This window comes from Pseudodesulfovibrio sp. 7M6, from assembly GCF_050058625.1.
GTDB lineage: Bacteria > Desulfobacterota > Desulfovibrionia > Desulfovibrionales > Desulfovibrionaceae > Pseudodesulfovibrio > Pseudodesulfovibrio salinus.
This window is the reverse complement of the sequence record NZ_CP188816.1, coordinates 998601-1023759: the sequence shown is the minus strand read 5'-3', so window position 1 is coordinate 1023759 and position 25159 is coordinate 998601. Positions and strand designations below refer to the sequence as shown.

At 59.7% G+C, this 25159-nt stretch carries 23 protein-coding genes and 1 pseudogene; 7 read left to right on the top strand and 17 right to left on the bottom strand.

Annotated features, from left to right (window positions below; translation table 11 throughout):
- Window positions 1-49: 49 nt before the first annotated feature.
- The 4 genes from ACI0FG_RS04760 to ACI0FG_RS04745 all read right to left on the bottom strand — a co-directional run bounded on the left by ACI0FG_RS04760 (window position 50) and on the right by ACI0FG_RS04745 (window position 4981).
- Complete coding sequence (locus ACI0FG_RS04760; protein ID WP_419788357.1) at window positions 50-910, bottom strand: transporter substrate-binding domain-containing protein; 861 nt, start codon at window positions 908-910, stop codon at window positions 50-52.
- Window positions 911-1027: 117 nt separating this feature from the next.
- Window positions 1028-3625: an ATP-dependent chaperone ClpB gene (gene clpB, locus ACI0FG_RS04755; protein ID WP_419787411.1), complete on the bottom strand. Its 2598-nt coding sequence runs from the start codon at window positions 3623-3625 to the stop codon at window positions 1028-1030.
- A 12-nt stretch (window positions 3626-3637) separates the two neighbouring features.
- Window positions 3638-3973, bottom strand: coding sequence for a chaperone modulator CbpM (locus ACI0FG_RS04750; RefSeq protein WP_419787410.1), 336 nt, complete (start codon window positions 3971-3973; stop codon window positions 3638-3640).
- Between the two features lie 9 nt (window positions 3974-3982).
- Window positions 3983-4981 (bottom strand): DnaJ C-terminal domain-containing protein, encoded by a 999-nt coding sequence (locus tag ACI0FG_RS04745; RefSeq protein ID WP_419787409.1) that lies wholly within the window; start codon window positions 4979-4981, stop codon window positions 3983-3985.
- A 149-nt stretch (window positions 4982-5130) separates the two neighbouring features.
- On the opposite strand from ACI0FG_RS04745, the gene ACI0FG_RS04740 reads away from it, so the two are divergent.
- Window positions 5131-5688 (top strand): BON domain-containing protein, encoded by a 558-nt coding sequence (locus tag ACI0FG_RS04740; protein ID WP_419787408.1) that lies wholly within the window; start codon window positions 5131-5133, stop codon window positions 5686-5688.
- Here ACI0FG_RS04740 and ACI0FG_RS04735 read toward each other — a convergent pair.
- A complete protein-coding gene (locus ACI0FG_RS04735; protein WP_419787407.1) occupies window positions 5681-6283 on the bottom strand; it encodes a PHP domain-containing protein in 603 nt (200 codons plus the stop codon). The genes ACI0FG_RS04740 and ACI0FG_RS04735 overlap by 8 nt on opposite strands.
- 129 nt (window positions 6284-6412) lie before the next feature.
- Between ACI0FG_RS04735 and ACI0FG_RS04730 the strand changes: the two genes are divergently transcribed.
- Both ACI0FG_RS04730 and ACI0FG_RS04725 read left to right on the top strand, forming a co-directional pair.
- On the top strand, window positions 6413-7738 hold the full coding sequence (locus ACI0FG_RS04730) for an alkaline phosphatase family protein (protein ID WP_419787406.1): 1326 nt from the start codon (window positions 6413-6415) through the stop codon (window positions 7736-7738).
- Window positions 7738-8298 (top strand): nicotinate-nucleotide adenylyltransferase, encoded by a 561-nt coding sequence (locus ACI0FG_RS04725; protein WP_419787405.1) that lies wholly within the window; start codon window positions 7738-7740, stop codon window positions 8296-8298. The genes ACI0FG_RS04730 and ACI0FG_RS04725 overlap by 1 nt, the downstream gene beginning before the upstream one ends.
- On the opposite strand, the gene ACI0FG_RS04720 is transcribed toward ACI0FG_RS04725, so the two are convergent.
- Both ACI0FG_RS04720 and ACI0FG_RS04715 read right to left on the bottom strand, forming a co-directional pair.
- Window positions 8262-9005 carry a rhomboid family intramembrane serine protease gene (locus tag ACI0FG_RS04720; RefSeq protein ID WP_419787404.1) on the bottom strand — a complete coding sequence of 248 codons (744 nt, stop codon included), beginning with the start codon at window positions 9003-9005 and terminating at the stop codon, window positions 8262-8264. The two genes, ACI0FG_RS04725 and ACI0FG_RS04720, sit on opposite strands and share 37 nt — an antisense overlap.
- Window positions 9002-10690, bottom strand: a complete 1689-nt coding sequence (locus ACI0FG_RS04715) for a dephospho-CoA kinase (protein ID WP_419787403.1) — start codon at window positions 10688-10690, stop codon at window positions 9002-9004. The genes ACI0FG_RS04720 and ACI0FG_RS04715 overlap by 4 nt, the downstream gene beginning before the upstream one ends.
- A gap of 176 nt (window positions 10691-10866) precedes the next feature.
- On the opposite strand from ACI0FG_RS04715, the gene upp reads away from it, so the two are divergent.
- The 4 genes from upp (at window position 10867) to ACI0FG_RS04695 (ending at window position 14767) form a co-directional block, all read left to right on the top strand.
- Entirely contained in the window at window positions 10867-11493 is a 627-nt protein-coding gene (gene upp, locus ACI0FG_RS04710) for a uracil phosphoribosyltransferase (RefSeq protein WP_419787402.1), read from the top strand.
- Between the two features lie 107 nt (window positions 11494-11600).
- Window positions 11601-12968 carry a uracil-xanthine permease family protein gene (locus ACI0FG_RS04705; protein WP_419787401.1) on the top strand — a complete coding sequence of 456 codons (1368 nt, stop codon included), beginning with the start codon at window positions 11601-11603 and terminating at the stop codon, window positions 12966-12968.
- 113 nt (window positions 12969-13081) lie between these two features.
- Window positions 13082-13840 carry a glycosyltransferase family 2 protein gene (locus ACI0FG_RS04700; protein ID WP_419787400.1) on the top strand — a complete coding sequence of 253 codons (759 nt, stop codon included), beginning with the start codon at window positions 13082-13084 and terminating at the stop codon, window positions 13838-13840.
- A 93-nt stretch (window positions 13841-13933) separates the two neighbouring features.
- Window positions 13934-14767: a mechanosensitive ion channel family protein gene (locus ACI0FG_RS04695; RefSeq protein ID WP_419787399.1), complete on the top strand. Its 834-nt coding sequence runs from the start codon at window positions 13934-13936 to the stop codon at window positions 14765-14767.
- A 78-nt stretch (window positions 14768-14845) separates the two neighbouring features.
- On the opposite strand, the gene ACI0FG_RS04690 is transcribed toward ACI0FG_RS04695, so the two are convergent.
- From ACI0FG_RS04690 to guaB, 10 genes and pseudogenes are all read right to left on the bottom strand, one after another.
- Window positions 14846-15172 (bottom strand): hypothetical protein, encoded by a 327-nt coding sequence (locus ACI0FG_RS04690; RefSeq protein WP_419787398.1) that lies wholly within the window; start codon window positions 15170-15172, stop codon window positions 14846-14848.
- Window positions 15169-15804 (bottom strand): TetR/AcrR family transcriptional regulator, encoded by a 636-nt coding sequence (locus tag ACI0FG_RS04685; protein ID WP_419787397.1) that lies wholly within the window; start codon window positions 15802-15804, stop codon window positions 15169-15171. Before ACI0FG_RS04685 ends, ACI0FG_RS04690 begins: the two co-directional genes overlap by 4 nt.
- A 172-nt stretch (window positions 15805-15976) precedes the next feature.
- The gene (locus ACI0FG_RS04680) at window positions 15977-17863 is read right to left on the bottom strand and encodes a potassium transporter Kup (RefSeq protein WP_419787396.1); all 1887 of its coding nucleotides are present in this window, start codon (window positions 17861-17863) and stop codon (window positions 15977-15979) included.
- Window positions 17864-17946: 83 nt separating this feature from the next.
- Complete coding sequence (hisA, locus tag ACI0FG_RS04675; protein WP_419787395.1) at window positions 17947-18675, bottom strand: 1-(5-phosphoribosyl)-5-[(5-phosphoribosylamino)methylideneamino]imidazole-4-carboxamide isomerase; 729 nt, start codon at window positions 18673-18675, stop codon at window positions 17947-17949.
- The gene (locus ACI0FG_RS04670; protein WP_419787394.1) at window positions 18672-19322 is read right to left on the bottom strand and encodes a hypothetical protein; all 651 of its coding nucleotides are present in this window, start codon (window positions 19320-19322) and stop codon (window positions 18672-18674) included. Before ACI0FG_RS04670 ends, hisA begins: the two co-directional genes overlap by 4 nt.
- Window positions 19322-19909 carry an imidazoleglycerol-phosphate dehydratase HisB gene (hisB, locus tag ACI0FG_RS04665; RefSeq protein ID WP_419787393.1) on the bottom strand — a complete coding sequence of 196 codons (588 nt, stop codon included), beginning with the start codon at window positions 19907-19909 and terminating at the stop codon, window positions 19322-19324. The genes ACI0FG_RS04670 and hisB overlap by 1 nt, the downstream gene beginning before the upstream one ends.
- 262 nt (window positions 19910-20171) lie before the next feature.
- Window positions 20172-21023: pseudogene (tatC, locus tag ACI0FG_RS04660) on the bottom strand (twin-arginine translocase subunit TatC); the annotation flags it as partial.
- A gap of 411 nt (window positions 21024-21434) precedes the next feature.
- On the bottom strand, window positions 21435-21848 hold the full coding sequence (tatB, locus tag ACI0FG_RS04655; RefSeq protein ID WP_419787392.1) for a Sec-independent protein translocase protein TatB: 414 nt from the start codon (window positions 21846-21848) through the stop codon (window positions 21435-21437).
- A gap of 29 nt (window positions 21849-21877) precedes the next feature.
- Window positions 21878-23422 (bottom strand): glutamine-hydrolyzing GMP synthase, encoded by a 1545-nt coding sequence (gene guaA, locus ACI0FG_RS04650; RefSeq protein WP_419787391.1) that lies wholly within the window; start codon window positions 23420-23422, stop codon window positions 21878-21880.
- Between the two features lie 268 nt (window positions 23423-23690).
- Window positions 23691-25145, bottom strand: coding sequence for an IMP dehydrogenase (gene guaB / locus ACI0FG_RS04645; RefSeq protein WP_419787390.1), 1455 nt, complete (start codon window positions 25143-25145; stop codon window positions 23691-23693).
- Window positions 25146-25159: the final 14 nt, after the last annotated feature.

Below are 25159 nucleotides of genomic sequence, written 5' to 3'. Positions count from 1 at the left end.
TCCATTGCGATGGAGAAGTCAAGTGAATAAACCAAGAGAAGCAAAAGGATCAGCGGCGACCGGACGGAAGCATGAACACCAGCACTCCGCCGGCCAGAATGATGATCGAAATCGCGGCCACGACAATCAGCCACGGCGGGATGGACGACGAGGGAATGGTCCAGCGGCGAAAGGTGCGGTCCAGCTCATGACGGGGAATGGCGTCCATGCCCCGCTTCACCACCTCGAGCATCTTTTCATTTCCCTTGGACACCACGGGCTGGATTTCACGGGTATACAGCACTTCGAGCATACGGAAATCATCCAGTTTTCCCTCCTCGCCCAACAGATGGACCTGCGTGACCCGTTCCGTCAAAAAGGCATCGATCTCTCCGTGCAGGGCACCCCGGACAATCTGAGCCGAGCCGATATACGGCTTCTGCACGATGTGTGGGTAAAAATCGCTGAGATATTGCGCGGCATAGCCGCGATCCAATACCCCCACAGCCGTACCCTTGAGATCGTCCATGGACTTGACCGGCGAATCCTTCCTCACCGTCACCGCGGAATCCATCTCAACAAATGACGGCGCAAAGGAAAACAACTGCGCCCTTGCCTTGGTGTAAAACATGCCGCCATGGATGTCCGCTTCGCCGTCCTTGATCATCCGCAGGGTCTCGGGCCAGTCGACCAGCACGATCTTTATGGGCAGTCCGTTAACCTTGGCCCACAGTTTCCAATAATCGACGATCAATCCCTTTGGCTCGCCGTAGGTTCCAATATACGACAGAGGAGGCATGTTACGGGAGTGAACTATTACCAAGGGGCGATTGCCATCCCATTCGGGAAGCGCAGCGTCACACGGCCTGCCTCCAAGCAGGATCGCGGCTATGAGTGTAAAAAACAGTATGTGATGTCGGACAGATAGCATCATTTCCCCTTAATATGCCTATTTAGCAAAATCCGATATGAGACGTCAACCGGCATATAATGAAGAACGCCGGGCAAAAACCCGGCGTTCCGTTTTCAGTCATATGTCCGACAGGGATTACTCAAAGGCGAGGGCCCCGTCCTTTACATCCACAGTGACCGACTGGCCGTCTTCCAACTCGCCGCCGATGAGCAGCTTGGCCAGCGGCGTTTCCAGACGGGTCTGGATATACCGGTGCAACGGCCGCGCTCCGTAGTGCGGATCGTACGCGGACTGGGCTATGAATGCCTTGGCCGCATCGGTCAGCGTCAGCTCGATCTTGCGTTCGGCAAGCCGCTCGCGCAGGGAGCCGACGAGCAGATCAATGATCTTGACCAGCTGTTCCTGCTGCAAGGGCCGGAAGAGCACGGTCTCGTCCACACGGTTCAGGAACTCCGGGCGGAAGTTGCGACGCAGTACTTCGCGCACCTGATCCTCGACGCCCGGCTTGAATTCACCGGCCTCGTCAATGCCTTCCAGCATGAACTCGGCGCCCAGGTTGCTCGTCATGATGACGATGGTGTTCTTGAAGTCCACGGTGCGGCCGTGGGAATCCGTCAACCGGCCGTCGTCCAGAATCTGGAGCAGGACGTTGAACACGTCGTGGTGCGCCTTTTCGATCTCGTCGAAGAGGACCACGGAGTACGGCTTGCGACGGACCGCTTCAGTCAGCTGCCCACCCTCGTCATAGCCCACGTAACCCGGAGGCGCGCCGATAAGCCGGGCAACGGTGTGCTTCTCCATGTATTCGGACATGTCGATACGCACCATGTTGTCATCGCTGTCGAACAGGGCCGCAGCCAGGGTTTTGCACAGCTCGGTCTTGCCTACGCCCGTGGGGCCGAGGAAGATGAACGAGCCGATAGGCCGGGTGGGATTCTTGAGTCCCGCCCGGGCACGCAGCACCGCGTCGGACACGGCCTGCACGGCCTCGTCCTGGCCGATGACGCGCTCGTGCAGCACGTCGGCCAGCCTGAGCAGCTTTTCCCGCTCGCCTTCCAGGAGCTTGGAGACCGGAATGCCGGTCCAGCGGGCAATGACCTGAGCGATGTCGTCCGGCCCGACCTCCTCGCGCACCATGCGCGGGGTATCCCCGGCCTCCAGGGACTCGTTGCGTTCGCGCAGTTCTTTCTCCAGCGAGATCAGGGTGCCGTATTCCAGCTCCGAAGCCCGCTTGTAGTCGGAAACGCGCTTGGCCTCCTCGATCTCCCGCCGGGTGGATTCGATTTCGCCCTTGAGGGCACGCAGCCGCTCAATGGAGCCCTTCTCGTTCTCCCACTGGGCCTGGAGGGCCGTCTGGCGCTCCTTGAGGTCGGAAAGGTCCTTTTCCAGCTTGACCAGACGATCCTTGGACTTCTGGTCGGTTTCCCGCTTCAGGGCCTCGCGTTCGATCTCCAGCTGCATGATCTGGCGGTTCGCCTTGTCCAGCTCATAGGGCTGGGAGTCGATCTCCGTGCGGATCATGGCCGCGGCCTCGTCGATGAGGTCAATGGCCTTGTCCGGCAACTGGCGGTCGGTGATATAGCGGTGCGAAAGCACGGCCGCCTCGACCACCGCGCCATCGGAGATGCGCACGCCATGGTGCACCTCGAACCGCTCGCGCAGCCCGCGCAGGATGGAAATGGTATCCTCCACGCTCGGCTCTTCCACCAGTACGGTCTGGAACCGCCGCTCCAGAGCCGGGTCCTTCTCGATATACTTGCGGTACTCGTCCACGGTGGTGGCACCGATGCAGTGCAGTTCGCCGCGCGCCAGCATGGGCTTGAGCAGGTTGCTCGCGTCCATGGCGCCGTCGGTCTTGCCCGCGCCGACAATGGTGTGCAGCTCATCGATAAACATGATGATTTGCCCGGCCGAGGACTGGACTTCCTTCAGCACGGCCTTGAGCCGCTCCTCAAACTCGCCGCGGTACTTGGCCCCGGCGATGAGCGACCCCATGTCCAGGGAAAAGACGGTCTTTTCCTTCAATCCTTCGGGCACGTCGCCCTTGACTATGCGCTGGGCAAGGCCCTCGGCGATGGCCGTCTTGCCGACGCCAGCCTCGCCGATGAGCACCGGATTGTTCTTGGTCCGGCGGCTCAGGATGCGGATGACGCGGCGAATCTCGGCATCCCGGCCGATGACCGGGTCGAGCTTGCCGGAGCGCGCCTCTTCCACCAGATCGCGGCCATACTTCTTGAGCGAATCATACGTCGCCTCCGGGTTGTCGGAAGTCACGCGCTGCTTGCCACGCACCTCTGTCAGCACGGAAAGGACCTTGTCCTTGTCCAGGCCGAACTGCCGGTTGACGCGCCCCACGCCGGAGGAAGCGGGCTGATCCATCAGGGCGAGGAAAACATGCTCGACCGAGACGAACTCGTCCTTCATCCGCTTGGAGCTGTCGGTAGCGGCCACGAGGGCCTGCTGCAACCGCTGGGTAATCATGACCTGATCCGGCCGGGCTCCCGGTCCGGAAACGCTGGGCATCTTGGCTATCTCTGCATCCACCGCGCCCACGTAGGCTGCCGGGGATACGCCCAGCTTCTGCAATATCTGGGGCACGAGCCCCTCCTCCTGCGCCGCAAGGGCGCGCAGCAGGTGTTCGCAATCTATTTGCTGATGCCCGCTCCGAATGGCCAGGTTCTGCGCCTCGGAGATGGCATTCTGGGTTTTCTGCGTAAAGGTATTGGGATCCATAAAGTACCTCCTTTATACGAGGCGCCGAAGCTCCTCGATCTCCTTTTCCAATTCTTCGACACGGTCCAGCAGGTCCACCACAATGGACCCGCAGTTGAAAGAAAGCTCCAGGTCGTTGACCAGCCGCATCAGCTTGTGGATACGGTACACGTCCCGCAGGCGGAACAGGTACTCGTCCGCACCGGTAGTGGTCGGGTTGATCCATCCCAGATCCACCAACTCAACGACCTCGACCTTCGGGATGCCGGTCAGTTCCAGCAACTGGGCGAAGGCCACGTATTCGCTGCGTTCCGGCAGGTTCAGGCCGGGCAGCTGCATCATCAGTTCCTGTATCTTCCTGGTTTTCATGGCCGCTCCCTAGAAGTTCCTGGGATTGAAATCCGACTTGTCCTTCAGCTCTTCCCACAGCCGACGTTCATCGGCGCTCAACCGGGCCGGAGCCTGAATCATGATGCGGACGAACTGATCGCCCCGCTTGCTCCCGGAGCCAAGCCCCTTGCCCTTGATCCGCAGTTTCTTGCCGGAACCCATGCCCGGCGGAATCTTCATCTCCACCGCGCCGTCCAGGGTAGGCACACGCACGCTCGCACCGAGCGCCGCTTCCCACGGGGCCAGCGGAAGATCCAGCACCACGTCCGAGTCACTCACCTTGAACATGTGATGGGGCAGCAGCTTGATCTTCAGATACAGGTCGCCCTTGGGACCACCGGACATGCCGGGATTGCCCTGACCCGCCAGCCGAATCTTCTGGCCGTCGCGGATGCCTGCCGGGACCTTGACCTCAAGGGTCTTGGTGGTCATGCGCGGAATACCGTCCGGTCCTGCGGTCTGCTCCTGCAGGGTGATGGACTTGTTGCCGCCGCGATATGCCTCGTCCAAGGTCAGTTCATACACTGCCTCGGAGTCCGACCCGCGCCGGGGACGCTGGCGGAAACCGCCACCGCCGAAACCGGCATCGCCAAATCCGCCGGACGAAAAACCGCCACGGAAACTCGCCCCGCCGGGGCCTCCCGCTCCGCCGCCGAAAATGGTTTCGAAGAAGTCGGAAAATCCGCCCCCTCCTCCGGGGAAACCACCTCCGCCGCCAAAGTTGACGTTCTCGTAGCCCGGCGGCGGCTGGAAGTTCTGCCCATGCTCCCAGTTCGAGCCGAACTGGTCGTAGAGCTTGCGCTTCTTTTCGTCCTTGAGCACCTCGTAAGCCTCGTTGATCTCCTTGAACTTGGCCTCGGCGGCCGCGTCGTTGGGATTGAGGTCCGGGTGGTACTTGCGGGCCAGCTTCTTGAACGCCTTGCTGATCTCTTCCTTGGAGGCGGACCGAGATACGCCGAGAAGCTTGTAGTAGTCTTTGTATTCCATACCTAAGCTATTCCTTTATCCGAGCGAAAAATCGTTTATCGATTCAGAATTGTAAGGTAATATTGTTTCACCGTCTGTCAAGACGGAAATTGGATTGGACGTTACTTTTTCCACAAAGTTTTCCACAGGTGATAGAATTGGAGGCTTTCATGAAACAAATCAACAAGACGATACTTAGCCTGACCTTGGTGGCGCTCGCCATGATAAGTGTGGCCTGGACCCCATGGGGGGCCATTTACGAATCCGCCCGCGATGAACGCAGTGTGTCGGACCAGGCCGTGGACAAAAAGATCTCGCTTTCCATCAAGGCCGCACTGGCGGACCATGACTCCAAGCTGGCGCTCAAGGTGCACGTCTATTGTTTCCTCCGCCAGGTCTACCTGGTGGGAGCGCTGGACAACGCGGCCTACCGCGCCTTTGCCGTAATGACGGCTGAAAGCGAAAAGGACGCAAAGGGCGTAACCCCCTATTTTACCGATGAATCCGATACGACGGTCGATGATACCAAACTCGCGGTAAAGGTGCGGACCGCGCTCATTGCGGAAAAGGAACTCAGCTCAACGCAGGTGGAAACGGAAGTGATGAACGGCGAAGTGGTCATGCTCGGCATGGTCCGCACCAAGGCGGATGCCATGCTGGCCAAGAAGATTGCCGGAGAAGTGGAAGGTGTCCGTCAGGTGACGTCGTTTTTGATTCCGACTAACTAGCGACGGCTTCAGCCATATGGAAGGGAAGGCACTGCCCCAGGCGCAGGGCATGAACCAGATCCGCCCGGCAGGAAATCCGGGTATGGAAGCGGGTGGGCCGCCGTCCGAGTTCGGCCAGGGTATGGGCATCGGAACCTGCCACGGCGTGTGCGCCCAGCCTGTCCGCGAGTTCGGCGGCCTGCCGGTTTTCGGCATCGGTATTGCGTCCGTTCTCCACTTCCACCAGGCAGGGCCCCAGCTCCACCACGGCCACGTCGCTCGACCTCCAGCTGCGGAACGGGTGGGCGGCAACAGCGGCACCCCCAAGGCTATCGACCTCCCGGAGCAGGCTCGCTCCGTCAAGACCAGGCGTCAGCCGATCAACAGGGCCGAATACCAGGAAATCCCCCTGAGGCGTCGCATACTCCATGCCAACCAGGACAAGCAGTCCGTCGGGCTGGAAACCTTCCCGGATTTGTGACAGAACAGAAATGGAATCATGGTCGGTAATGCAAACCCCGTCCAACCCTCTGGAACGAGCATTCCCGAGGATCTCGCCCACCGGAAGCGAGGAACACGAAGAGATGGTCGAATGGACATGAAGGTCTATGAGCATGACACGACACTGCCTCAAGCGGTGACAATTTACCAAGAGCTTCTACCAATCGAACACCATATTGCCATAGAACATATCTATGCAGCATAGCCGACCACATTTATACATGATCGAACATGGAGTCTTTCAGTGCCTAAAAAATGCGTTCTCATCCTTTTTGACGGACTTGGCGACCGCGCTCTGCCCGAACTCGACTACAAGACCCCGCTCCAGGCAGCGCAGACCCCCACGCTGGACCGGCTGGCCGCCATGGGCAGCACGGGCCTCTACCACGCCAACAAGATAGGCCGTCCGCTGCCGAGCGAGACAGCCCACTTTGCCCTCTATGGCTGCCCGCCCGAGGAATTCCCCGGTCGCGGCGCACTGGAGGCCCTGGGCGCAGGCATCAGCCTGAACGAAGGCGATGTTGCCATGCTGGCCCATTTTGCCAGCGTACTGACCACCCTGGATGGCCAAATGGTACTGCGCTACGACCGTATGTGCGGCACACCGGAAGAGACCGACGCCCTGTTCGAGGCCGTGCAGGGATTCGAGCGCGAAGGCATTCGCATTGATCTGCACCGCACCAACGGCATGTTCGGCGTGCTCACCCTGCGGGGCGATGTTTCCCCCTATGTTACGGACTCCAATCCCATGGTGGACGGACGAATGATTTCCGCCATCACCCCGTTCCAATCTCATTCCAACGACGCCTCGGCCGCGCGCACGGCCAGGGTGCTGACGGCGTTTTTGCGAAAGGCGCACGCCGCGCTGAACAAGATCGAAATCAACCAAATACGGGCCAAGCAGAAGCTTCCGCCCATTAACGGGCTGGTAACCCAGCGCGCCGGACGCCTTTGCCCGGTGACATCCCTGCCGGAACGGTACGGAATGCGCTGCCTCTCCCTGGCGAGCAGCATCATGTATCGCGGCATGGCCCGGTTCCTGGGTATGGATTTCCAGATGACGCGCAACAGCCGTGACCCAGGCAGGGATTTGGCCGAACGCATAGAGACCGCCGTCCAGGCGCTGAATACCTACGACTTCATCCACATCCATACCAAGGCACCGGACCACGCGGCCCATAGCAAACGGGCACGGGCCAAGCTCCGGGCCATCGAATCCCTGGACCAGGGATTGTCTCAGGTCGTGGACCAGCTGCTGCGGGACGACGTGCTTCTCGTCATCACCTCGGACCATTCCACGCCGAGCACCGGGGCGCTTATCCACTCCGGTGAGCCTGTTCCACTTCTTTTCGTAGGCACTGATGTCCGGCGCGACATGGTCACCGAGTACAATGAAATAAGTGTTGGATGCGGCTGTCTGGGCACCATGCGCGGCGACGAGATGATGCACATGATCCTCAATTACACAGACCGCGCGCGCCTTGCCGGCATCCACGACTCCCCCGTCTCGCGCGACTACTGGCCCGGCGACTACTTTCCCTTCACCCTGTTTGACCCGGAGTCGGACTGATGCATCCGCTCGGCTTCATACACGGCCGTTTCCAGGTGTTGCACAACGACCACCTGCGCTATCTGCTGGCCGGAAAGGAGCTTTGCGAGCATCTCATCATAGGTATTACCAACCCGGCGCCGGATACCATCCTGCGCGAGGACACGGACCCGGAACGGTCCGACGCCGGAAACAACCCTCTGACCTATGCGGAGCGGGAAACCATGATCCGCGCGGCGCTCTCCGAGGCGGGCGTTGAGCGCGACCGGTTCCAGACCATTCCCTTTCCCATCTGCCAGCCGGAGAAAATGCGCGAGCTGGCCCCGCCCGAGGCGGTCTACTATCTGACCATCTACGACGATTGGGGCCGCGAGAAAAAAAAGCGGTTCGAATCCCTGGGCCTGACCACCCACGTCATGTGGGAACGGCCGCAGGAGCGGAAGGGGCTCACGGGCAAGGCAGTGCGGGCCGCCATACGGGAAGGACGGGAATACCGCGCCATGGTGCCGCCAGCCGTGGCCGAACTGATCGAAAAGTGGAATCTTCAGAAGCGATTCGCCGATTCGTCCTCGGGATCGTAATCCCTGGTCTCGGGATTATAGCAATACTTGCAGTGCCCCGGCCGCCGAAACACCTGAATCAAGAGCATTCCGGCCACAAAGCCGCCAACATGCGCCCACCATGCCACGGACTGGGCCTCGCCTCCGCCACGCCCCGCCAATCCCGATAAAAGCTGCATCAGGAACCAGATGCCGAGAAAGACATACGACGGCAAGCGAAAGAAGAGCGGAAAAAAGAATACCGGAACCAGGGTCAACACCCGGCCATGGGGATAGAGCATGACGTATGCCCCCATGACACCGGCGATGGCCCCGGACGCGCCCACGATGGGAACGCGCGAGCCCGACTCGAAGGCCATGTGCAGGCCGACGGCGGCCAATCCGCATAAAAGATAAAAGGCGAGGAAGCCGACATGGCCGGTGACGTCCTCTATGTTGTCGCCAAATATCCAGAGCATCCACATGTTGAAGATGATGTGCAGCCAACCGCCGTGCAGGAACATGTAGCTGACCAGCGGCCAGCCGAACGACGACGGATATCCGGCAAAGACGGCCCACTCCGGCCGAAGGAAACGGGCCGGAACCACGCCGAAGAGATGAAAAAAGGCATACAGGGATCGGGAGTCCAGGGTCAGGCAGTAGAGGAAAACAACCACATTGACCAGGATGACCGTGACCACCGCTATCGGCGGCGTCACGCGCGGCACGTTGTCCCGTATGGGAATCATTGCCCAGTCTCCTCAGCTTCACCGGCAGCGGTAAATTCCTCGGCCAGCCTGGGCCACAACCCAGTCAGCCAGTCAGCCACGTCCCGCTCCCTCGCCTGGGACATTTCTTTTGCCCACTCGGCCAGTCGGTGTGCCTCCTCGGCCAGACGGTCCAGGTCGCCGTCATTTTCCGCCACGAAATCGCAGGCGGCCAGTTTGTCTTCCTCTGACCACTGCCAGGAATCGAAGGTTGCCAGCATTTCGCGGGACAGTTTGCGCAGCTCACGCAACTCGCCGGTCCGCTTCTCCACCGGGCAATGCACTCCGGCCACGGCGTCCACCCGGTTGCCCCGGTGCCAGCCGGACTCCAAAAGCAGTGGAATTTCGGCAAAGGCCACAGGCTCGTCGCGGTGGGCGCGGAAGAATTCCTCACAGGCATGGCTGACCATGGGATGAACCATCTCCGTGATCTCACGCCGCAGCGAATCGGATTCGAGCATCCCACTGAACAGCTTGCGCTTGTCCACCCCACCGTCATCCAGGGTATAGATTCCGCCAAATCGCTGGCCGATCATGGCAGCGCCGTCGCCGCCCGGTGCATAGAGGGCCGCCACGCAGTCGTCGGCGCTGAAACAGGGCAGCCCTTCCCGCTCCAACACGGTACGCAGGGCGGACTTGCCGCCGCCCGGCATCCCTACGATGCCGACGCGAAAGCACTCTCGCGACAGTCCGGCCAACAGCGTGCGGAAGTCCTCGGGCGGCTCGCGCCACAGCGTGATCCGCTCCCCGTTGGCGGGATGTATAAAGGAAAGATGGAAGGCGTGAAGCATCTGGCGAGGTGCCAGTACGGCCAGCCTGTCCGGCCGCCGTTCCCACTCCGCCTGTTCTCGGGAACCGTAAACCGCATCGCCCAGCAGCGGGTGGCCAATATGGGCCATGTGCACGCGAATCTGGTGTGTACGCCCGGTGTGGATGCGCACGGCGACCAAACTGGCCAGGCCGCGCGGCCCGGTCCAGAGCACCCGGTAGTCGCTCACGGCCTCGCGCCCGCCCTTCTTGACCACGGCCATGCGCGTCTTGCGCGTGGGATGGCGGCCGATATCCGCTTCGATGACGCCCACGGCAGGCTCCGGCCGACCATGGACAATGGCCAGGTAGGTCTTGTGCACGCGGCGGGCGGCAAAATCAGCGGAGAGGGTTACGCGGTCCGCCTCGGTACGGGCCACCGCAATGAGTCCGGAGGTGTCCTTGTCGAGCCGGTGGACAATGCCCGGCCGCTCGCCCGACAGTCCGGACGCGGGACCGGCCATGTCCGGGAAACGGTGCAGCAGCAGATTGACCAGCGTAGAGCCGGGCTCGCCCGGCGCGGGATGCGTGGTCAGTCCGGCGGTCTTGTCGACCACGGCCACATGCTCATCCTCGAAAACAACGTCGAGGCCTCCGGCCACAGCCTCGGGCATATCCCCCGCGCCCAGACCGGCTCCGGCCTCAAGGACGAGAGTCTCGAATCCCTGCAGCTTGAATTTGCCCTTTGTCACCACGTTGCCGTCGATACGGGCGCCTCCGGCCTCGATCCATTCCCGGACCCGTCCTCGCGATACGCCTTCGGCATACAGTTCGTCCGCCCAGAATTTGTCCAGCCGAACGCTCCGATCCAGGCTCGTCGCGGTCCTCTCCCAACTTTTTTTCGTGCTTTTGTTCGCCATGACCTGAGGATATACCGGGAATCATTGGAAAGTAAAATTCTATCTCCACCAGAGTACCCGAGTTGACAAAATTGGGTCTTGACCCGCTCCGGCACGCGGAATAGAAAAGGGAAATTTTGTGCAATTGAGAATTTCTCGAAAGTATATCCAAACTCACCTGAAACAAGGGGGAATCCGTGGCCCTGCATTTGGTAGATCATCCGCTCATCCGTCATAAAGTCGGCCTGCTCCGCGAAAAAGACATCTCGACCAGCCATTTCCGCCAGTTGGCGACAGAAATCACCCGGCTGCTGACCTATGAAGCGACAAAAGACCTTGAAACCGAAAAAACGGTCATCAAGGGTTGGGCCGGCGACGTGGAAGTTGATACCATCCAGGGTAAAATGATCACGGTGGTTCCCATCCTGCGTGCCGGTCTCGGCATGTTGGACGGCGTGTACGACATGGTGCCCGGCGCCAAGGCTTCGGTTGTGGGCTTCTACCGCAACGAAGAGACGCTGGAGCCCGTGCAGTACTATGTGAAGCTGGCCAACAAGATCGAGGAGCGCACCGCGATCATCCTCGACCCCATGCTGGCCACCGGCGGCACCCTGATGGCCACCATCCAGCTGCTCAAGGACGCGGGCTGCAAATCCATCCGCGGCCTGTTCCTGTGCGCCGCGCCCGAGGGCATTAAGCGAATACTCGACGCGCACCCCGACGTGGACATCTACGTCGCGGCCGTCGATGAACGACTCAACGACGTAGGCTATATCATCCCGGGTCTCGGTGACGCGGGAGACAAGATATTCGGCACCAAGTAAGGTACGAGGCACGCTTCAAAGCGTGCCTTTTTTTGGGGGCAACCAAGGCCGACGCGGCGAATGCAACACGCGGCGAACGGCAGCAACAAGAGGAGGGGTTGATTTTCATGAGCAACGTGCATTCCACAGAATACAATTTCAGACTGAAGGACGGCCTGCTCGGCGCGCAGATGCTTTTCGTGGCATTCGGCGCGCTGGTGCTGGTCCCGATCCTCACCGGCCTGGACTCCAGCGTCGCCCTGTTCACGGCAGGCGCGGGTACGCTGATCTTCCAGCTTATCACAAAGGGCAAGGTGCCGGTGTTCCTGGCTTCGTCCTTCGCCTTCCTGCCGCCACTCTTCGCGGCCAAGCAGGGCCAGTTCTCCTATCCCGAAATCATGTGCGGTCTGGTGGCGGCAGGCATCCTCTACATGGTGCTCAGCCTGCTCATCCGAATCTTCGGCTCGAACTTTCTGCACAAGGTGCTCCCCCCCATCGTCACCGGCCCGGTGATCATGCTCATCGGCCTGATCCTGGCTCCCACCGCCGTCAACATGGCCATGGGGCGCACCGGCGACGGTTCGGCGTGGTTGGAGCCTTCCAACGCAGCCATGATCGTGGCCGGAATCTCGCTGCTGACCACCATTATGGTCTCCCTGCTGGGCAAAAAATGGCTCAAGCTCGTTCCCATCCTCTGCGGCATCGCCGCCGGTTACATCTGCTCCCTGATAATGGATGCAACCGGCATCACCGCATCGCTGCACGCATCCTTCCTCGCCTCTGGTCAGAACGGCCTGATCCACGGACTGGCTCCGGTGCCGTGGATGGACGCCAAGCTCATCAGCTTCGGCGCGCTGCATGACGCTCCCTGGATCGCCCTTCCCAACTTCACCCTGCCCACCTGGGACATGGATGCCGTCCTCTTTGTGGTACCCATCGCCATAGCCCCGGCCATCGAGCACTTCGGCGACATCCTGGCCATCAGCTCCATTGCGGGCAAGGACTACGTGAAGGACCCCGGCATCCACCGCACCATGCTCGGTGACGGCATCGCCACCTCCTTTGCGGCCATGCTCGGCGGACCGCCGAACACCACCTACTCCGAAGTCTCCGGCGCCGTGGCCCTTACCCGCGCCTTCAACCCGGCCATCATGACCTGGGCCGCCATCACCGCCATTCTGCTCGCCTTTATCGGCAAGCTGAACGGCCTGTTGAACACCATTCCCGTCCCGGTCATGGGCGGCATCATGCTCCTGCTCTTCGGTGCCATCACCGTCATCGGCCTGTCCACCCTGATCCGGGAACAGGTTGACCTGATGCAGCCGCGCAACATGATCGTCGTGGCGATCATTCTGGTCTGCGGTCTGGGCGGCATGGTCCTGGAAGTCGGCGTCACCGACCTCAAGGGCATCGGCCTGGGCGCGGTGGTCGGCGTCATCCTCAACCTGATCCTGCCCGGCCGGGATCAGGCTGACGAAACCGGTTCCGACCTCTAGGCCCCAAAGCATACAGTACACCAAAGGGTCCGCGTCATACGGCGCGGACCCTTCCTTATTCCGACAAGCATCTTTCAATGGACCGAAGGGCGCGAAACGGATAGGGAAAGGCCATGCAACGCGAATCTGTGACCGGACTGGTTCTGACCCTCAACGGCGAACGGCTGTTCGACCGCTGCCTCGATTCCCTGAGTTTCTGCGATGAACTGCTGGTGGTCGATTCCGAATCCTCGGACCGCACCGTAGAAATTGCAAAAGCCCACGGCGCGCAGATTATCGTCAATCCCTGGCCCGGGCCTGTGGCCCAGTTCCAGCTGGCCCTCTCGGAAATCAAAACGGACTGGGTCGTCTCCCTGGACCAGGACGAATACCTCTCGGAAGAACTGCGAGCCAACATCGAGGCCAAGCTGACCGCCCCCGACAAGGTGGCGGGCTATTACGTTCCGCGCAGCTCATTCTATTTCAACCGATTCATGAAGCACTCCGGCTGGTACCCGGATCATCTGCTCCGTTTCTTCAGGACCGACAGGATGGAAGTCTCGGCCTCCGGCGCGCACTACCACTTCAGCCCCAAAGGCGAGACCCGCAAGCTGAAGGGCGACATCCTGCACTACCCCTATGAGTCTTTCCGGGAGCACATGGACAAAATCAACTACTACGCCGAGGAAGGGGCCAAGGCCTTGCGAGCCAAGGGCAGGCGCGGCGGCGTGGGCCCCGGCCTGACACACGGGCTGATCCGCTTCATCAAGCTCTACCTGCTCAAGGCGGGGTTCCTGGACGGCCGGGCAGGATTCTGCAACGCGCTCGCCGGGTTCTACTACACCTTTCAAAAATATCTTCGAATCGAAGAACAGGGCAAGTGGGGCGGCTAGCCAACTTTCCAATCCCGCCCCTCTTTCACATTGCCGCCCTCCCATGCTATGCGTGGCATCAATGGCGGACACGAAATTTCAAGGAGACTTTAAATGAACCTCGATCCACAGACCATCCAGGATCTCATCCAGAAAGGCATTTCCCTGGTGACCACGCACGGGCTGAAGATCCTCATCGCCCTGCTCATCTTCGTCATCGGACGCCTCATAGCCAAGAAGCTTGCGGACATCACCCGCGCCCTGATGGTCAAGGCCAAAGTTGACGAAACCCTGGTCGGTTTTCTTAAGAACATCATATACTACGCACTGCTGGCCGCCGTAATAATCATGGCTCTCGGCCAGGCGGGGCTGAACATCACCTCCTTCCTTGCCGTACTGGGTGCCGCCGGTCTGGCCGTCGGTCTGGCCCTCAAGGACTCCCTATCCAACTTTGCGGCCGGAGTGATGCTCATCATGCTCGGCTTCTTCAAGAAGGGAGACTATGTCACCGTGGCCGGGCAGTCCGGCACCGTGGCCTCGGTGCGCATCTTCAACACGATCCTGAACACGCCGGACAACCGGCAGATCATCGTACCCAACGCCGCCATCTTGAGCAGTTCCATCGTCAATGTCTCCGCCAACCCCACCCGCCGGGTGGATCTGGTCTTCGGCATCGGCTACGACGACGACCTGCGCAAGGCCAAGCAGGTCCTGGAAAAGATCATTGCCGACGAACCGCGGATTCTCGAGACCCCGGCCCCGACCATCGCCGTCAGCGAACTGGCCGACTCCTCGGTCAACTTCGTGGTCCGCCCCTGGGTCAATTCCGCCGACTACTGGGCCGTCTACTGGGACCTCATCGAAAAGGTAAAACTGACCTTCGATGAGGAAGGCATTTCCATCCCCTACCCCCAGACCGACGTGCATCTGCATCAGGTCGAGAAATAACGCCCCCGAACAGCAACATGCAAAAGGCCTCCGCATCCATGCGGAGGCCTTTTTTGCTGGCAATGGAGGATGACGAGATCAATCCCCCGCACACTCCTTGCGCAGAGCGGCCAAAGTTTCGAATATGTATCTGCAAAGATGATAGCTGGAATTCCGTTCCAACCGGGCCGACAACTGTACCTGCAAGTCCTCGGCCTCACGCAGGGTCTGCCGACGTGCAGCGGGTTCCTCCAGGTGTGAACGTCGGATCAAGCGCTTGATGTCCGCAAACAGCTGCCGCTCAAAGGATTCTCCGGACCCGGAACCAATGACCGGTCCTGCCGAATTCCGCTTCGGCTTGCCGTCCTTCTTGTCCTGCTCCCACTGGCGCATCTTGGATTCCGCCAACAGATCAAACGCGTTCATGCCCGTTCCCCCTGTCGCATCCCCCACTCCACCAACGCATTGATGCCTGCGATCTGGTAGACCATGGCTGCCGAAAAAGCCTCGCGGATGGAATCGATATCCTCGAACGCTTCCAGAATGGAGACGATCCCACGGACTGACTCCTCAAGTCTGCTCCGTACCATGAACCGGAACACTGCCGTTTGTTCGAGTCCGGGGAATTGATCACCGGCCTGTTTCAAGGTCTGGTCCTCCATCTCACGCACATAGTCCGAGGTGAACTCCGCATAGGCGGTTCCTTCTCCTCTTCCCAGCAAGATCACCACCTTGAGCCTATTCCCGGCAAAAAAATCCAACAGATCGCCGGAATCGCCCCGCAAAGGCTCCTGCCCGGCGTCCATACCGCCCGGAGAAGCAAAGGAAGCAATCCGGATGCGCGTCAGGCGTGTCATTTCCGCAACAAATGTTTCGGGAATGATCGCTTGAAACAGAGACTGTTTGTCCGGGAAATACTTGTAAACCGTCCCGGTAGCCACCCCCGCATCCGCAGCTATCTCCCCCATGGTCGCGCTGGCGAACCCCGACTTGGCAAACCGAGCCTCCGCCGCCTTTTCGATCCGCTCGCGGACATGTTCCTTCAAAACCTGCACCATTATTATTCCTCCATTTTTCAAAAGCGAATACTTAATTCATTTTTATAAAATGAACCTAGTGTTCATTTTTGAATTTGTCAAGAGCGCCTCCCAACTGGATGACACAAAAAAAGCGCTCGACCAAAAAATCGAGCGCTCACAATAGGTTTTGGGAAATGATAGGATAAGGTTGTTACAACTCCAGCTGCGCTCCGACCTCGATCACCCTGTCGGAAGGGATGCTGAAGAAGGACGCCGCATCCATGGCGTTGCGCGAAAGAAACAGGTAGAGCGCGGCGCGCCATCGACTCATACCGGGGTGCTCGCCCACGGTGAGCTTTTCGCGACCAAGGAAAAAGCTGGCCTGCTCCAGGTCCACATCCAGCCCCTGCCCCTTGCACAGGGAGAAAATGGTCTTGATGTCCGGCTCCTCCATGTACCCGAACCGGGCAATGATGCAGCTTATGCCCAGCCCCACCTTCTCTTCCGTGATCTTGTCGAAATTCGGGACACGGGGCACATCCTCGGTCCGGATATGCAGCAGATATACCTGCGAATGGAGAATCTTGTTGTGTCGCAGATTCTGGAGCATGGCCACAGGCACAATGTCCCGACTCCTGGTCAGAAAGAACGCCTGCCCGGGGATACGAGCCGGATCATCCTCGGCCACCCGGCCAAGAAAGTCCTTTACGTTCATTGTCAGGGAGCGCGTCTTGTCCCGCAGTATCTCACTGCCCCGCTTCCAGGTAGCCATGACCATGAAGAAAAGCAGACCGACGGCCAGCGGGAACCATGCGCCGTGAAAGAGCTTGGTCAGATTGGCGGAGAGGAAGGAAATATCCACGACCAGGAACAAGGCCGTCAGCGCCCCCGCCGCAGCAAGAGACCAGTTCCGCAGCGTCCGCAGCACCCGAAAATACAAAATGGATGTGATAAGCATGGTCGTGGTCACGGCAACGCCATAGGCCGCCGCCAGTTTGCTGGAGGACTGGAATCCCAGCACCAGTCCGATGGTGCAGACCATGAGCAGCCAGTTGACCGGCGCGACATAGATCTGCCCCTTGTGCAGCACCGAGGTGTGGCGCACGGGAAGGCGCGGCAGGTAGCCCAACCGAATCGCCTGGCTGGTCAGCGAAAAAGCACCGGTGATGACCGCCTGCGAGGCGATGATGGTGGCCATGGCCGCCAAGGCCACCATGGGGATCATCCCCCAGGAGGGGACAATGGCGTAGAACGGATGATAGGCATCCGTCGGGCGGACCATCAAATTGGCACCCTGCCCGAAATAGTTCAGCAGCAGGCAGGGAAGGACCACGATGAACCAAGTCAAACGGATGGGCCGCCGACCGAAATGGCCCATGTCCGCATAAATGGCCTCGGCCCCGGTAACCACCAGGAAGACCGCGCCAAGGACGACAAAGCCGTGCAGCCGGTTGTTCAGGATAAAGGAGAGCCCATGCCACGGCGAAAGCGCGGCCAGTACGGCGGGACGTTGGAGAATCTGATGCAGACCGAGCAGCCCCAGACAGGAAAGCCAGACCAGGATGATCGGCCCGAAGAGCGTGCCCACCCTCGCGGTGCCGTGTTTTTGGATAAGGAACAGGCCGACCAGAATTACCAATGTTATATGAATAACATATGGTTTGAAGGCGGGTTCGATATGCCCCAATCCTTCAATGGCGCTCATGACCGAAATCGCCGGAGTTATCATGCCGTCGCCATACAGCAGGCATGAGGCGAACAGGCCGAGTCCCACCAGCACCCAGGCCGCTTTCCCGCCGGTATTGCGCAAGGGACGGACCAGTGCGGTCAGGGCAATAACGCCGCCCTCGCCATGGTTGTCCGCCCGCATGATGAAGAGCAGATACTTGACGCTGACGATGAGCAGCAGGGCCCAGAATATGAGGGAAAGCACGCCGAGCACGTTGGCCCGCGTGACCGCAATCGCGTATTCGCCATGAAAACACTCACGCAATGCGTAAAGCGGACTGGTCCCGATATCGCCGAAGACGACACCCAGAGCAGCCAGGGACATGGCAGCCAGACGTTTACCGGAAAGGTTCTCCGCAGAATTATCCATAGCAGCAGTTTTACTGCCACCGGTGCGGGAAGTCAATTTGGGCGACCTCATCGAGGTGCCGGGCAGTCAGCCTCATGGATCGGCTACTGGGCGTCCATCCAGGCAATGGCTTCCTTGACGTCCAGCGTGCCCACGTAGATGGCCCGGCCGGAGATGGCACCTTCCAGCCCTTTCTTGGAGAGTGGATACAGCGCCTTGATGTCGTCCATGGTGTGCACGCCACCGGCAGCGATAACCGGAATGGAAGTCTTGTCACACAGGGCTTCCAACCCCTTCACGTTGGCACCGGTCTGCATACCGTCGCGGGAGATGTCGGTGTAGACGATGAAGCGGATGCCGTCCGCCTCCAAACGAGGCAGAACGTCGTCCATGGTCAACCCGGCGTCCTCCACCCACCCCTTGGTCTTGAGGCTGCCGTCCACCGCATCCAGCGAAACACCTATCTTGCCCGGCAAGGCGCGGCAGAGTTCGGAAAAAAGCTCGGGATTCTCCAGGGCCATGGTGCCGATGATCAGACGATGCACCCCGGCCTCAATGTACTTCTCGGCCGTGGCGATATCACGGATGCCACCGCCCAGTTGAACCGGGATATCAATGGCCGCACAGATGGATTTGATCAGCTCGAAATTACGGGGCACGCCGGAAAACGCGCCATCCAGGTCCACCACATGCAGGTAGCGGGCCCCCTGCTCCTCCCAGTACTTTGCCTGGGCCACAGGGTCCGGGCCGAAGACCGTAACCTGGTCCTCCTTGCCCTGAGCCAGCCTGACGCACTGGCCATTCTTGATATCAACAGCGGGGAAAAGAATCATAATCCGAGTTCCATGAGTTTTTCATCTATGCCGTCCGAGGCGAGGCGGGTGGCGGTGACCCACTGGCCGCTGCGGGCTGCGAATTTCTTTGCGGTCAACAGGTTTTCCATAAGCGATTCCTGGGTTTCCTCGAAACGGGCCCGAGTCATACGCTCGTTCTTCACGTCTATGAGGTAGAAATCTATGGCGACCGATGCCGGGGATTCAACACCGGAAGTGGAGCCTACGCGCTCGCTCCAGTAGGTGAGCTGCGGCACGAGCAGAAGGTCAGCCTGGATGCATTTGCCCACGCCAAGCCAGTACTTCCAGGCCGAAAGCTTGGGCAGACCCGACTGTTCGAAGACCACCACGTCTTCGCACTGTTTCACCGCACTGGGGGTGATGTAGTCAAAGACCTGATGATTGCGCAACGTGTCGGTCAGGATGGTATCCAGCGTCTGCAACGTGCCCTCTGGCGCGGGATGATCCTCTACTTCGAGGTATCCGGCCATAAGCTGCCAGTTGTGGATCGGATTGGTGAACCCGGCCACGGCGAGCTTGCCCTCGGGACGAGGAACCGCGGCATTCCGCTTTGAGGCGCAACCGGCCGCAAGCAACAGGGAACAACACAGGGCCGAAAAAAGAAGAAATGTCGTCAAGCGTCGCATCAGTCGAGACTCCCTTTGGTGCTGGAAACGCCCTTGCGCCCAACGCGCACGGCCTGGGCCAGGGCCAATCCCAGGGCCTTGAACGCGGCCTCCAGAAGATGGTGCCCGTTCAAGCCGTATTCGAACTTAACATGCAGGTTCATCCCTGCCCGGAAAGCGATGGACTTAAGCATTTCGCGCCAAATGTCCTTTTCGTCTCCAGCGATAATGTCGGGCAGAAGCGTATCGTCATATACCAGATAGGCACGGCCCGAGAGGTCCACGACCACCTCGGCCAGGGCTTCGTCCATGGGTACTTTGGCCGAGGCCACCCGTACGATCCCTTGCTTGTCGCCCAGCGCTTCGGCAAGAGCTTGCCCAAAGCAAAGGCCGACGTCTTCCAAGGTGTGGTGGGAATCAATGGCAAGGTCCCCCTTGCAGCGCAAGTCGAGATCGAATCCGGCCCAGAATGCGCACAGGGTAAGCATGTGATCCGCAAATCCCACGCCGGTATCGACATTGACCTTTCCCTCGCCGTCCAGGACGAGGTCCAGGGCGATATCCGTTTCCTTGGTGGCGCGATTAACCGTTGCAGCGCGCTTGGCCATGGCCTTCTCCTTTAGCAAGACGGTACAGCTTCATTGACCGGGACTGTATAGTAAAACTCTAGAAAAGGGAACCGGGCGGTCCCGGCCATTTTGCCGATCCGCCCGGTTAATATCATCAGGATTCTTCAGCTGTCTTTTCCGGCTCGGCCACTTCGGCGGACTCGGACTCGGCAGCTTCTGCTTCTTTCGCCTCTTCCGCCGCCTTGGCAGCTTCCGCCGCAGCTGCGGCTTCGGCAGCCTCCTGCTTCTTCAAATGCCGCGTCTCCCGCTTGCCGAAGAAGAAGGCAACCCAGATTCCCAGCTCATACAAAACAATGAGCGGTCCGGCCATCAGGCACTGGGTAAAGGGATCGGGCGGCGTAAGAATGGCTGCAACCACAAAGGCCACTAGGATCGCGTACTTCCGCTTCTTGCGCAGTCCGGTGGACGAAACCATGCCCAGGCGTGCCAAAAAGAAGATAAACAGCGGCAACTCGAACACCAGTCCGAAGGCGAATAGCAACTTCAGGCAGAAACTCAGATACTCGTTGAGCTTGGGTGTGAAGACGATGCCGTCCGTGGAGAAACTGGCAAAGAATTCGAAACCGTATGGAAAAACGATGAAGTAGCCGAACAGCGCCCCGGCCGTAAAGAACAAAGCGGAGATGACGGCCATGGGGACCATCCACTTGCGCTCATGGGCATACAGCCCGGGCGCGATGAATCCCCATATCTGGGCAAAGACATACGGGCTGACCAGAAACAGGCCTGCCACGATGGATATCTTGATATGCGCGAAAAACGCTTCGGCCGGATACGTATACTGGAAGTGCCCTTCCTGCGTGGCCTGAAGCAGTGATTTCTGCAATGTATGGACAAACAGATCGACCTTATCCGGCGTAAAGCCGTGCTTGGCCATCATATCCGCCAGTACCTGGCCGAAGTCAGTAAAGAACTGCTGGGGAAGCAGGGGATTCGCTTCCAGCTTTTTCTGGAAGACCTGCACCATCGGCTTCATCAGGATGTCGAACATCTGTTCGGCAAAACCATAGCAGGCAACCATACCGACAGCCACGGCTATGGCAGCGCGCATCAGACGTGTACGCAGTTCTCCCAGATGCTCCAGGAGGGACATCTGGCCGCCCTCGCCGTCATCCTGTTCTCCGTCTTCCTCGTCGGGTTCGTCGGCGTCTTCGGATTCGTCCCCGTCCGGCTCGTAGGGAACGGCTACCGCAATGGCATCTCCGTCAGCGTCGGCCGTTTCATCCCCGGATTCCTCTTCATAGGAGTCCTCCGTGCCGTCAGCCGGGTCGTAGGACGGATCATCCTCTTCGTCGGATTTGACGTCTTCGGGTGCATCACCCTCAGGGGCATCCGCGCCTTCTCCGGTGGGGTTACCGGAATCGCCATTCGCGTCGCCGGAGGTGTCAGCGGTCTCGGAGGTGCCGGAATCCGAAGATTCAGTTCCGGTTTCGGTCTCAAGGGCCTCTTCCGTCTCTTCCTCTTCGGGCCGTTTCACGTCGTCGTTATCTGAAGTCATGGGCGTCTAGGCCTTTTCCCCTGCCTTTTCCGGCTCTGCCGCAACGTCTTCCGCTCCGGCGGCCATTGTTTCCACAATGGTTACCGGCTCACCCTCCGCAGCAGCTTCGGCCTTGGGCGCAGCAGCCTCGGCCTTGGGCGCAGCGGCTTCGGCCTCCACGCGCTTGGCTTCCTCGGCTTCCTGCTTGGCTTTTTCCGCCTTGCGACGGGCCAGTGCTTCCTCGACCTCACGCTTGCGAGCTTCGGCTTCTGCCTTGTCGACTTCCTGGTCCAGGGTGGATTTGACGTCATTGCCGACGCGCTTGAATTCAGCCAGCCCCTTGCCCAGAGAGCGAAGCATCTCGGGCAATTTCTTGGGGCCGATGACAACAAGCGCCACGATGCAGATGATCAGTAATTCGGGTCCGCCTATTCCAAACATTTGTCTACCTAAAGCAAAAGGTTAGTGCACTATTCCCATTCGATGGTGCTCGGCGGTTTGGACGAAATGTCCAGAACCACACGATTGACGCCCTTGACTTCATTGATGATCCGGTTGGACATCTTGGCCAGCAGCTCGCTGGGCAGACGCGACCAGTCTGCGGTCATGGCGTCCAAACTGTCCACTATGCGCAGGGCAATGACATTCTCGTAGGTACGGTCGTCGCCCATGACGCCGACAGTCTTGAGCGGCAGCAGGACGGCAAAACCCTGCCACACCTTGCGGTACCAGTCTGCGGCAACCATCTCGTTCTGGACGATACGGTCCGCCAGACGAAGGACGTTCAGACGCTCCTCGGTCACCTCGCCGATGATACGGATGGACAGGCCCGGACCGGGAAACGGCTGCCGCCAGATGATGTGCTCGGGCAGGCCCAGCTCATAGGCGGCACGGCGAACTTCATCCTTGAAGAGTTCACGCAGGGGTTCCACCAGTTTCAGATTCATCTTTTCAGGCAGGCCACCCACGTTGTGGTGGGACTTGATGACCGCCGAGGGACCCTTGAAGGATTCGGACTCGATGACGTCCGGGTAGAGCGTGCCCTGGCCCAGGAATCTGACGCCGTCGATGGCCTTGGCCTCGCGGTCAAAGACCTCGATGAACTTGTGGCCGATGATCTTGCGTTTCTTCTCCGGATCGTCGACGCCTTTCAAATTCTCCAGAAACTCTGCCGAAGCATCCACGAACTTGACGTTGAGTTCGAAATGTTCGGCCAGAAAACCGACGACTTCTTCCTTCTCGCCCATGCGCAACAGGCCGTTGTCCACAAAGATGCAGTGCAGGTTCTGGCCGATGGCGCGGTGCAGCAGCACGGCCGCCACCGTGGAATCGATGCCGCCGGAGAGGCCGAGGACAACCTTGGCGTCGCCGACCTGCTTCTTGAGGTCCTCAATGCAGGTATCCACAAAGCTGGCCATGGACCAAGTGGGCTTCAACCCAGCGACCTTGAAGAGAAAGTTTTGGATGATTATGGCGCCATCCGTGGTGTGTGCCACCTCGGGATGAAACTGGAGGGCATAAATTTTCTTGTCGGGGTTGCCCATGGCAGCGAACTTGATGGTGCTGGTCTTGCCCATGGGCAGGAACCCTTCGGGCAGACCTTCCACCCGGTCGCCGTGGGACATCCAGACGGTCAGGTCGTCCTTGTCCTTGACGCCCTCGAAGAGAACACTGTCGTTTTGCGCCGTGAACTGGGCACGCCCGTATTCACGGTCCGTGGAGGCCACGACCTTGCCACCCATGTTGTGGGCCAACAACTGCATGCCGTAGCAGATGCCCAGCACCGGAATTCCCATTTCCAGGTACTGCATGTTCAGATCCGGACTTCCGCCTTCCAGAACAGAGGACGGCCCGCCGGACAGGATCAGCGCCGACGGTTTGAACGCCTTGACCCTTTCGGGATCGACGTTGCAGGGATGGATCTCGGAATAGACCCCGGCCTCGCGCACGCGGCGCGCGATGAGCTGGGTAAACTGGCTGCCAAAGTCAAGGATGAGTACTCTATTGTCGTGCATGACTCTCTCTAATTCACAACCGGTGAAATGAAAAGCCTAAAAAGGCCCGCAGCAGCGGGGATAGCGGCCCGTTGCCGCAAATTACATCAACTTGCCACAAGCCCCGCGGGCTGGCAGCAAATCGCCGCTGCCTGCCAATACCATGGACAGGCCGCTCCGGGCAACTCGCCCCTTTCGGCCATACGCGGCAAGGAAGGCAAAAGAGGACCGCAGGCCTGTCCGGCCCGCGATCCTCGAATATTGCCGATAAAGCCGCATGGACGGCTTATTAGCCTTCCTGACGGTAGTTGGGCGATTCCTTGGTGATGGACACATCGTGAACGTGAGATTCCCGCAGACCGGCCGATGAAATCTGGACCAGATGGGATTTCTCGAACAATTCCTCGATGTTTGAGGCACCAGTATACCCCATGCCGGAACGGAGTCCGCCGATCATCTGGTAGAGGGTCTCGCCGACCTTGCCACGGTAGGGGACGCGGCCGACGATGCCTTCAGGCACCAGCTTCTTGGACTTTTCCTGGAAGTAGCGATCCGAGCTGCCACGCTTCATGGCGTCGATGGAACCCATGCCGCGATACTGCTTGTAGGTACGCCCCTGGTAGAGAATGGTCTCGCCTGGGGACTCGTCCGTACCGGCCAGCGCGGAGCCCATCATGACGGTCTGTGCGCCGACAGCCAGGGCCTTGACCACATCGCCGGAGTACTTGATGCCGCCATCGGCAATCAGGCACTTGCCCGCCTCACGGGTAGCCTTGGCAGCCTCCATGACCGCCGTGACCTGGGGAACTCCCACGCCAGCCACGATGCGGGTGGTGCAGATGGAGCCGGGGCCGATGCCGACCTTGACCGTATCCACACCGGCTTCGATGAGAGCCTTGGCCCCCTCATAGGTGGCTATGTTGCCGCCGATCAGCTGTACATCCGGGAACGCGGCGCGCAGCTCGCGGGTGGATTTCAGAATATTTTCGGAATGTCCGTGGGCGGAATCCAGCACCAGGAAGTCGGCTCCGGCCCGAAGCAGTGCCTCGGAACGGGTCAGGCACTCGCTGCCGATGCCGATGGCGGCACCAACCAGCAAACGGCCCCGCGAATCCTTGACCGCATGGGGGTACTTCTTGTCCTTGTTGATGTCCTTGATGGTGATGAGTCCCTTGAGCCGGTTCTCCGCATCGACCACCAGCAGCTTTTCGATGCGGTGCTGATGCAGCTTGTGCTTGGCGGCGTCGGTGTCGATACCCTCGGGCACGGTAACGAGGTCGCGGGAGGTCATCAGCTCGGAGACCATGGCGTTGTCATCCTTGGTGAAACGGATGTCGCGATTGGTGATGATGCCGACGAGATGATCGCCCTTTACAACGGGCAGGCCGGAAATTCTGTACTCGGCCATGATGGCTTTGACCTTGCCCAGGTCATCGTCGGGATGAACGGTAATGGGGTCGGAAATCATTCCGGATTCGGACTTCTTGACCCGATCGATCTCGCGGGCCTGTTCGCGCACGCTCATGTTCTTGTGGATAACACCCGCGCCGCCGTGCCGGGCCATGGAGATGGCCATGCGCGACTCGGTGACGGTATCCATGGCCGCCGAAATAAGAGGAATGTTCAGTTTGATTTCGGGCGTCAACTGAGTGGACACATCCACGGCATCCGGCAGGATGTTGGAATACGCCGGCACCAGAAGGACGTCGTCAAAGGTTAATGCTTTATCTAGAATCTTGCCCATATACCCTCCATGAG

Bases quoted from the DNA above. Each gene is read 5' to 3' on its own strand.
- ACI0FG_RS04760 (WP_419788357.1), bottom strand. From the start codon at position 910: ATGCTATCTGTCCGACATCACATACTGTTTTTTACACTCATAGCCGCG.
- clpB (WP_419787411.1), bottom strand. From the start codon at position 3,625: ATGGATCCCAATACCTTTACGCAGAAAACCCAGAATGCCATCTCCGAG.
- ACI0FG_RS04750 (WP_419787410.1), bottom strand. From the start codon at position 3,973: ATGAAAACCAGGAAGATACAGGAACTGATGATGCAGCTGCCCGGCCTG.
- ACI0FG_RS04745 (WP_419787409.1), bottom strand. From the start codon at position 4,981: ATGGAATACAAAGACTACTACAAGCTTCTCGGCGTATCTCGGTCCGCC.
- ACI0FG_RS04740 (WP_419787408.1), top strand. From the start codon at position 5,131: ATGAAACAAATCAACAAGACGATACTTAGCCTGACCTTGGTGGCGCTC.
- ACI0FG_RS04735 (WP_419787407.1), bottom strand. From the start codon at position 6,283: ATGCTCATAGACCTTCATGTCCATTCGACCATCTCTTCGTGTTCCTCG.
- ACI0FG_RS04725 (WP_419787405.1), top strand. From the start codon at position 7,738: ATGCATCCGCTCGGCTTCATACACGGCCGTTTCCAGGTGTTGCACAAC.
- ACI0FG_RS04720 (WP_419787404.1), bottom strand. From the start codon at position 9,005: ATGATTCCCATACGGGACAACGTGCCGCGCGTGACGCCGCCGATAGCG.
- ACI0FG_RS04715 (WP_419787403.1), bottom strand. From the start codon at position 10,690: ATGGCGAACAAAAGCACGAAAAAAAGTTGGGAGAGGACCGCGACGAGC.
- ACI0FG_RS04705 (WP_419787401.1), top strand. From the start codon at position 11,601: ATGAGCAACGTGCATTCCACAGAATACAATTTCAGACTGAAGGACGGC.
- ACI0FG_RS04700 (WP_419787400.1), top strand. From the start codon at position 13,082: ATGCAACGCGAATCTGTGACCGGACTGGTTCTGACCCTCAACGGCGAA.
- ACI0FG_RS04695 (WP_419787399.1), top strand. From the start codon at position 13,934: ATGAACCTCGATCCACAGACCATCCAGGATCTCATCCAGAAAGGCATT.
- ACI0FG_RS04690 (WP_419787398.1), bottom strand. From the start codon at position 15,172: ATGAACGCGTTTGATCTGTTGGCGGAATCCAAGATGCGCCAGTGGGAG.
- ACI0FG_RS04685 (WP_419787397.1), bottom strand. From the start codon at position 15,804: ATGGTGCAGGTTTTGAAGGAACATGTCCGCGAGCGGATCGAAAAGGCG.
- ACI0FG_RS04680 (WP_419787396.1), bottom strand. From the start codon at position 17,863: ATGGATAATTCTGCGGAGAACCTTTCCGGTAAACGTCTGGCTGCCATG.
- hisA (WP_419787395.1), bottom strand. From the start codon at position 18,675: ATGATTCTTTTCCCCGCTGTTGATATCAAGAATGGCCAGTGCGTCAGG.
- ACI0FG_RS04670 (WP_419787394.1), bottom strand. From the start codon at position 19,322: ATGCGACGCTTGACGACATTTCTTCTTTTTTCGGCCCTGTGTTGTTCC.
- hisB (WP_419787393.1), bottom strand. From the start codon at position 19,909: ATGGCCAAGCGCGCTGCAACGGTTAATCGCGCCACCAAGGAAACGGAT.
- tatB (WP_419787392.1), bottom strand. From the start codon at position 21,848: ATGTTTGGAATAGGCGGACCCGAATTACTGATCATCTGCATCGTGGCG.
- guaA (WP_419787391.1), bottom strand. From the start codon at position 23,422: ATGCACGACAATAGAGTACTCATCCTTGACTTTGGCAGCCAGTTTACC.
- guaB (WP_419787390.1), bottom strand. From the start codon at position 25,145: ATGGGCAAGATTCTAGATAAAGCATTAACCTTTGACGACGTCCTTCTG.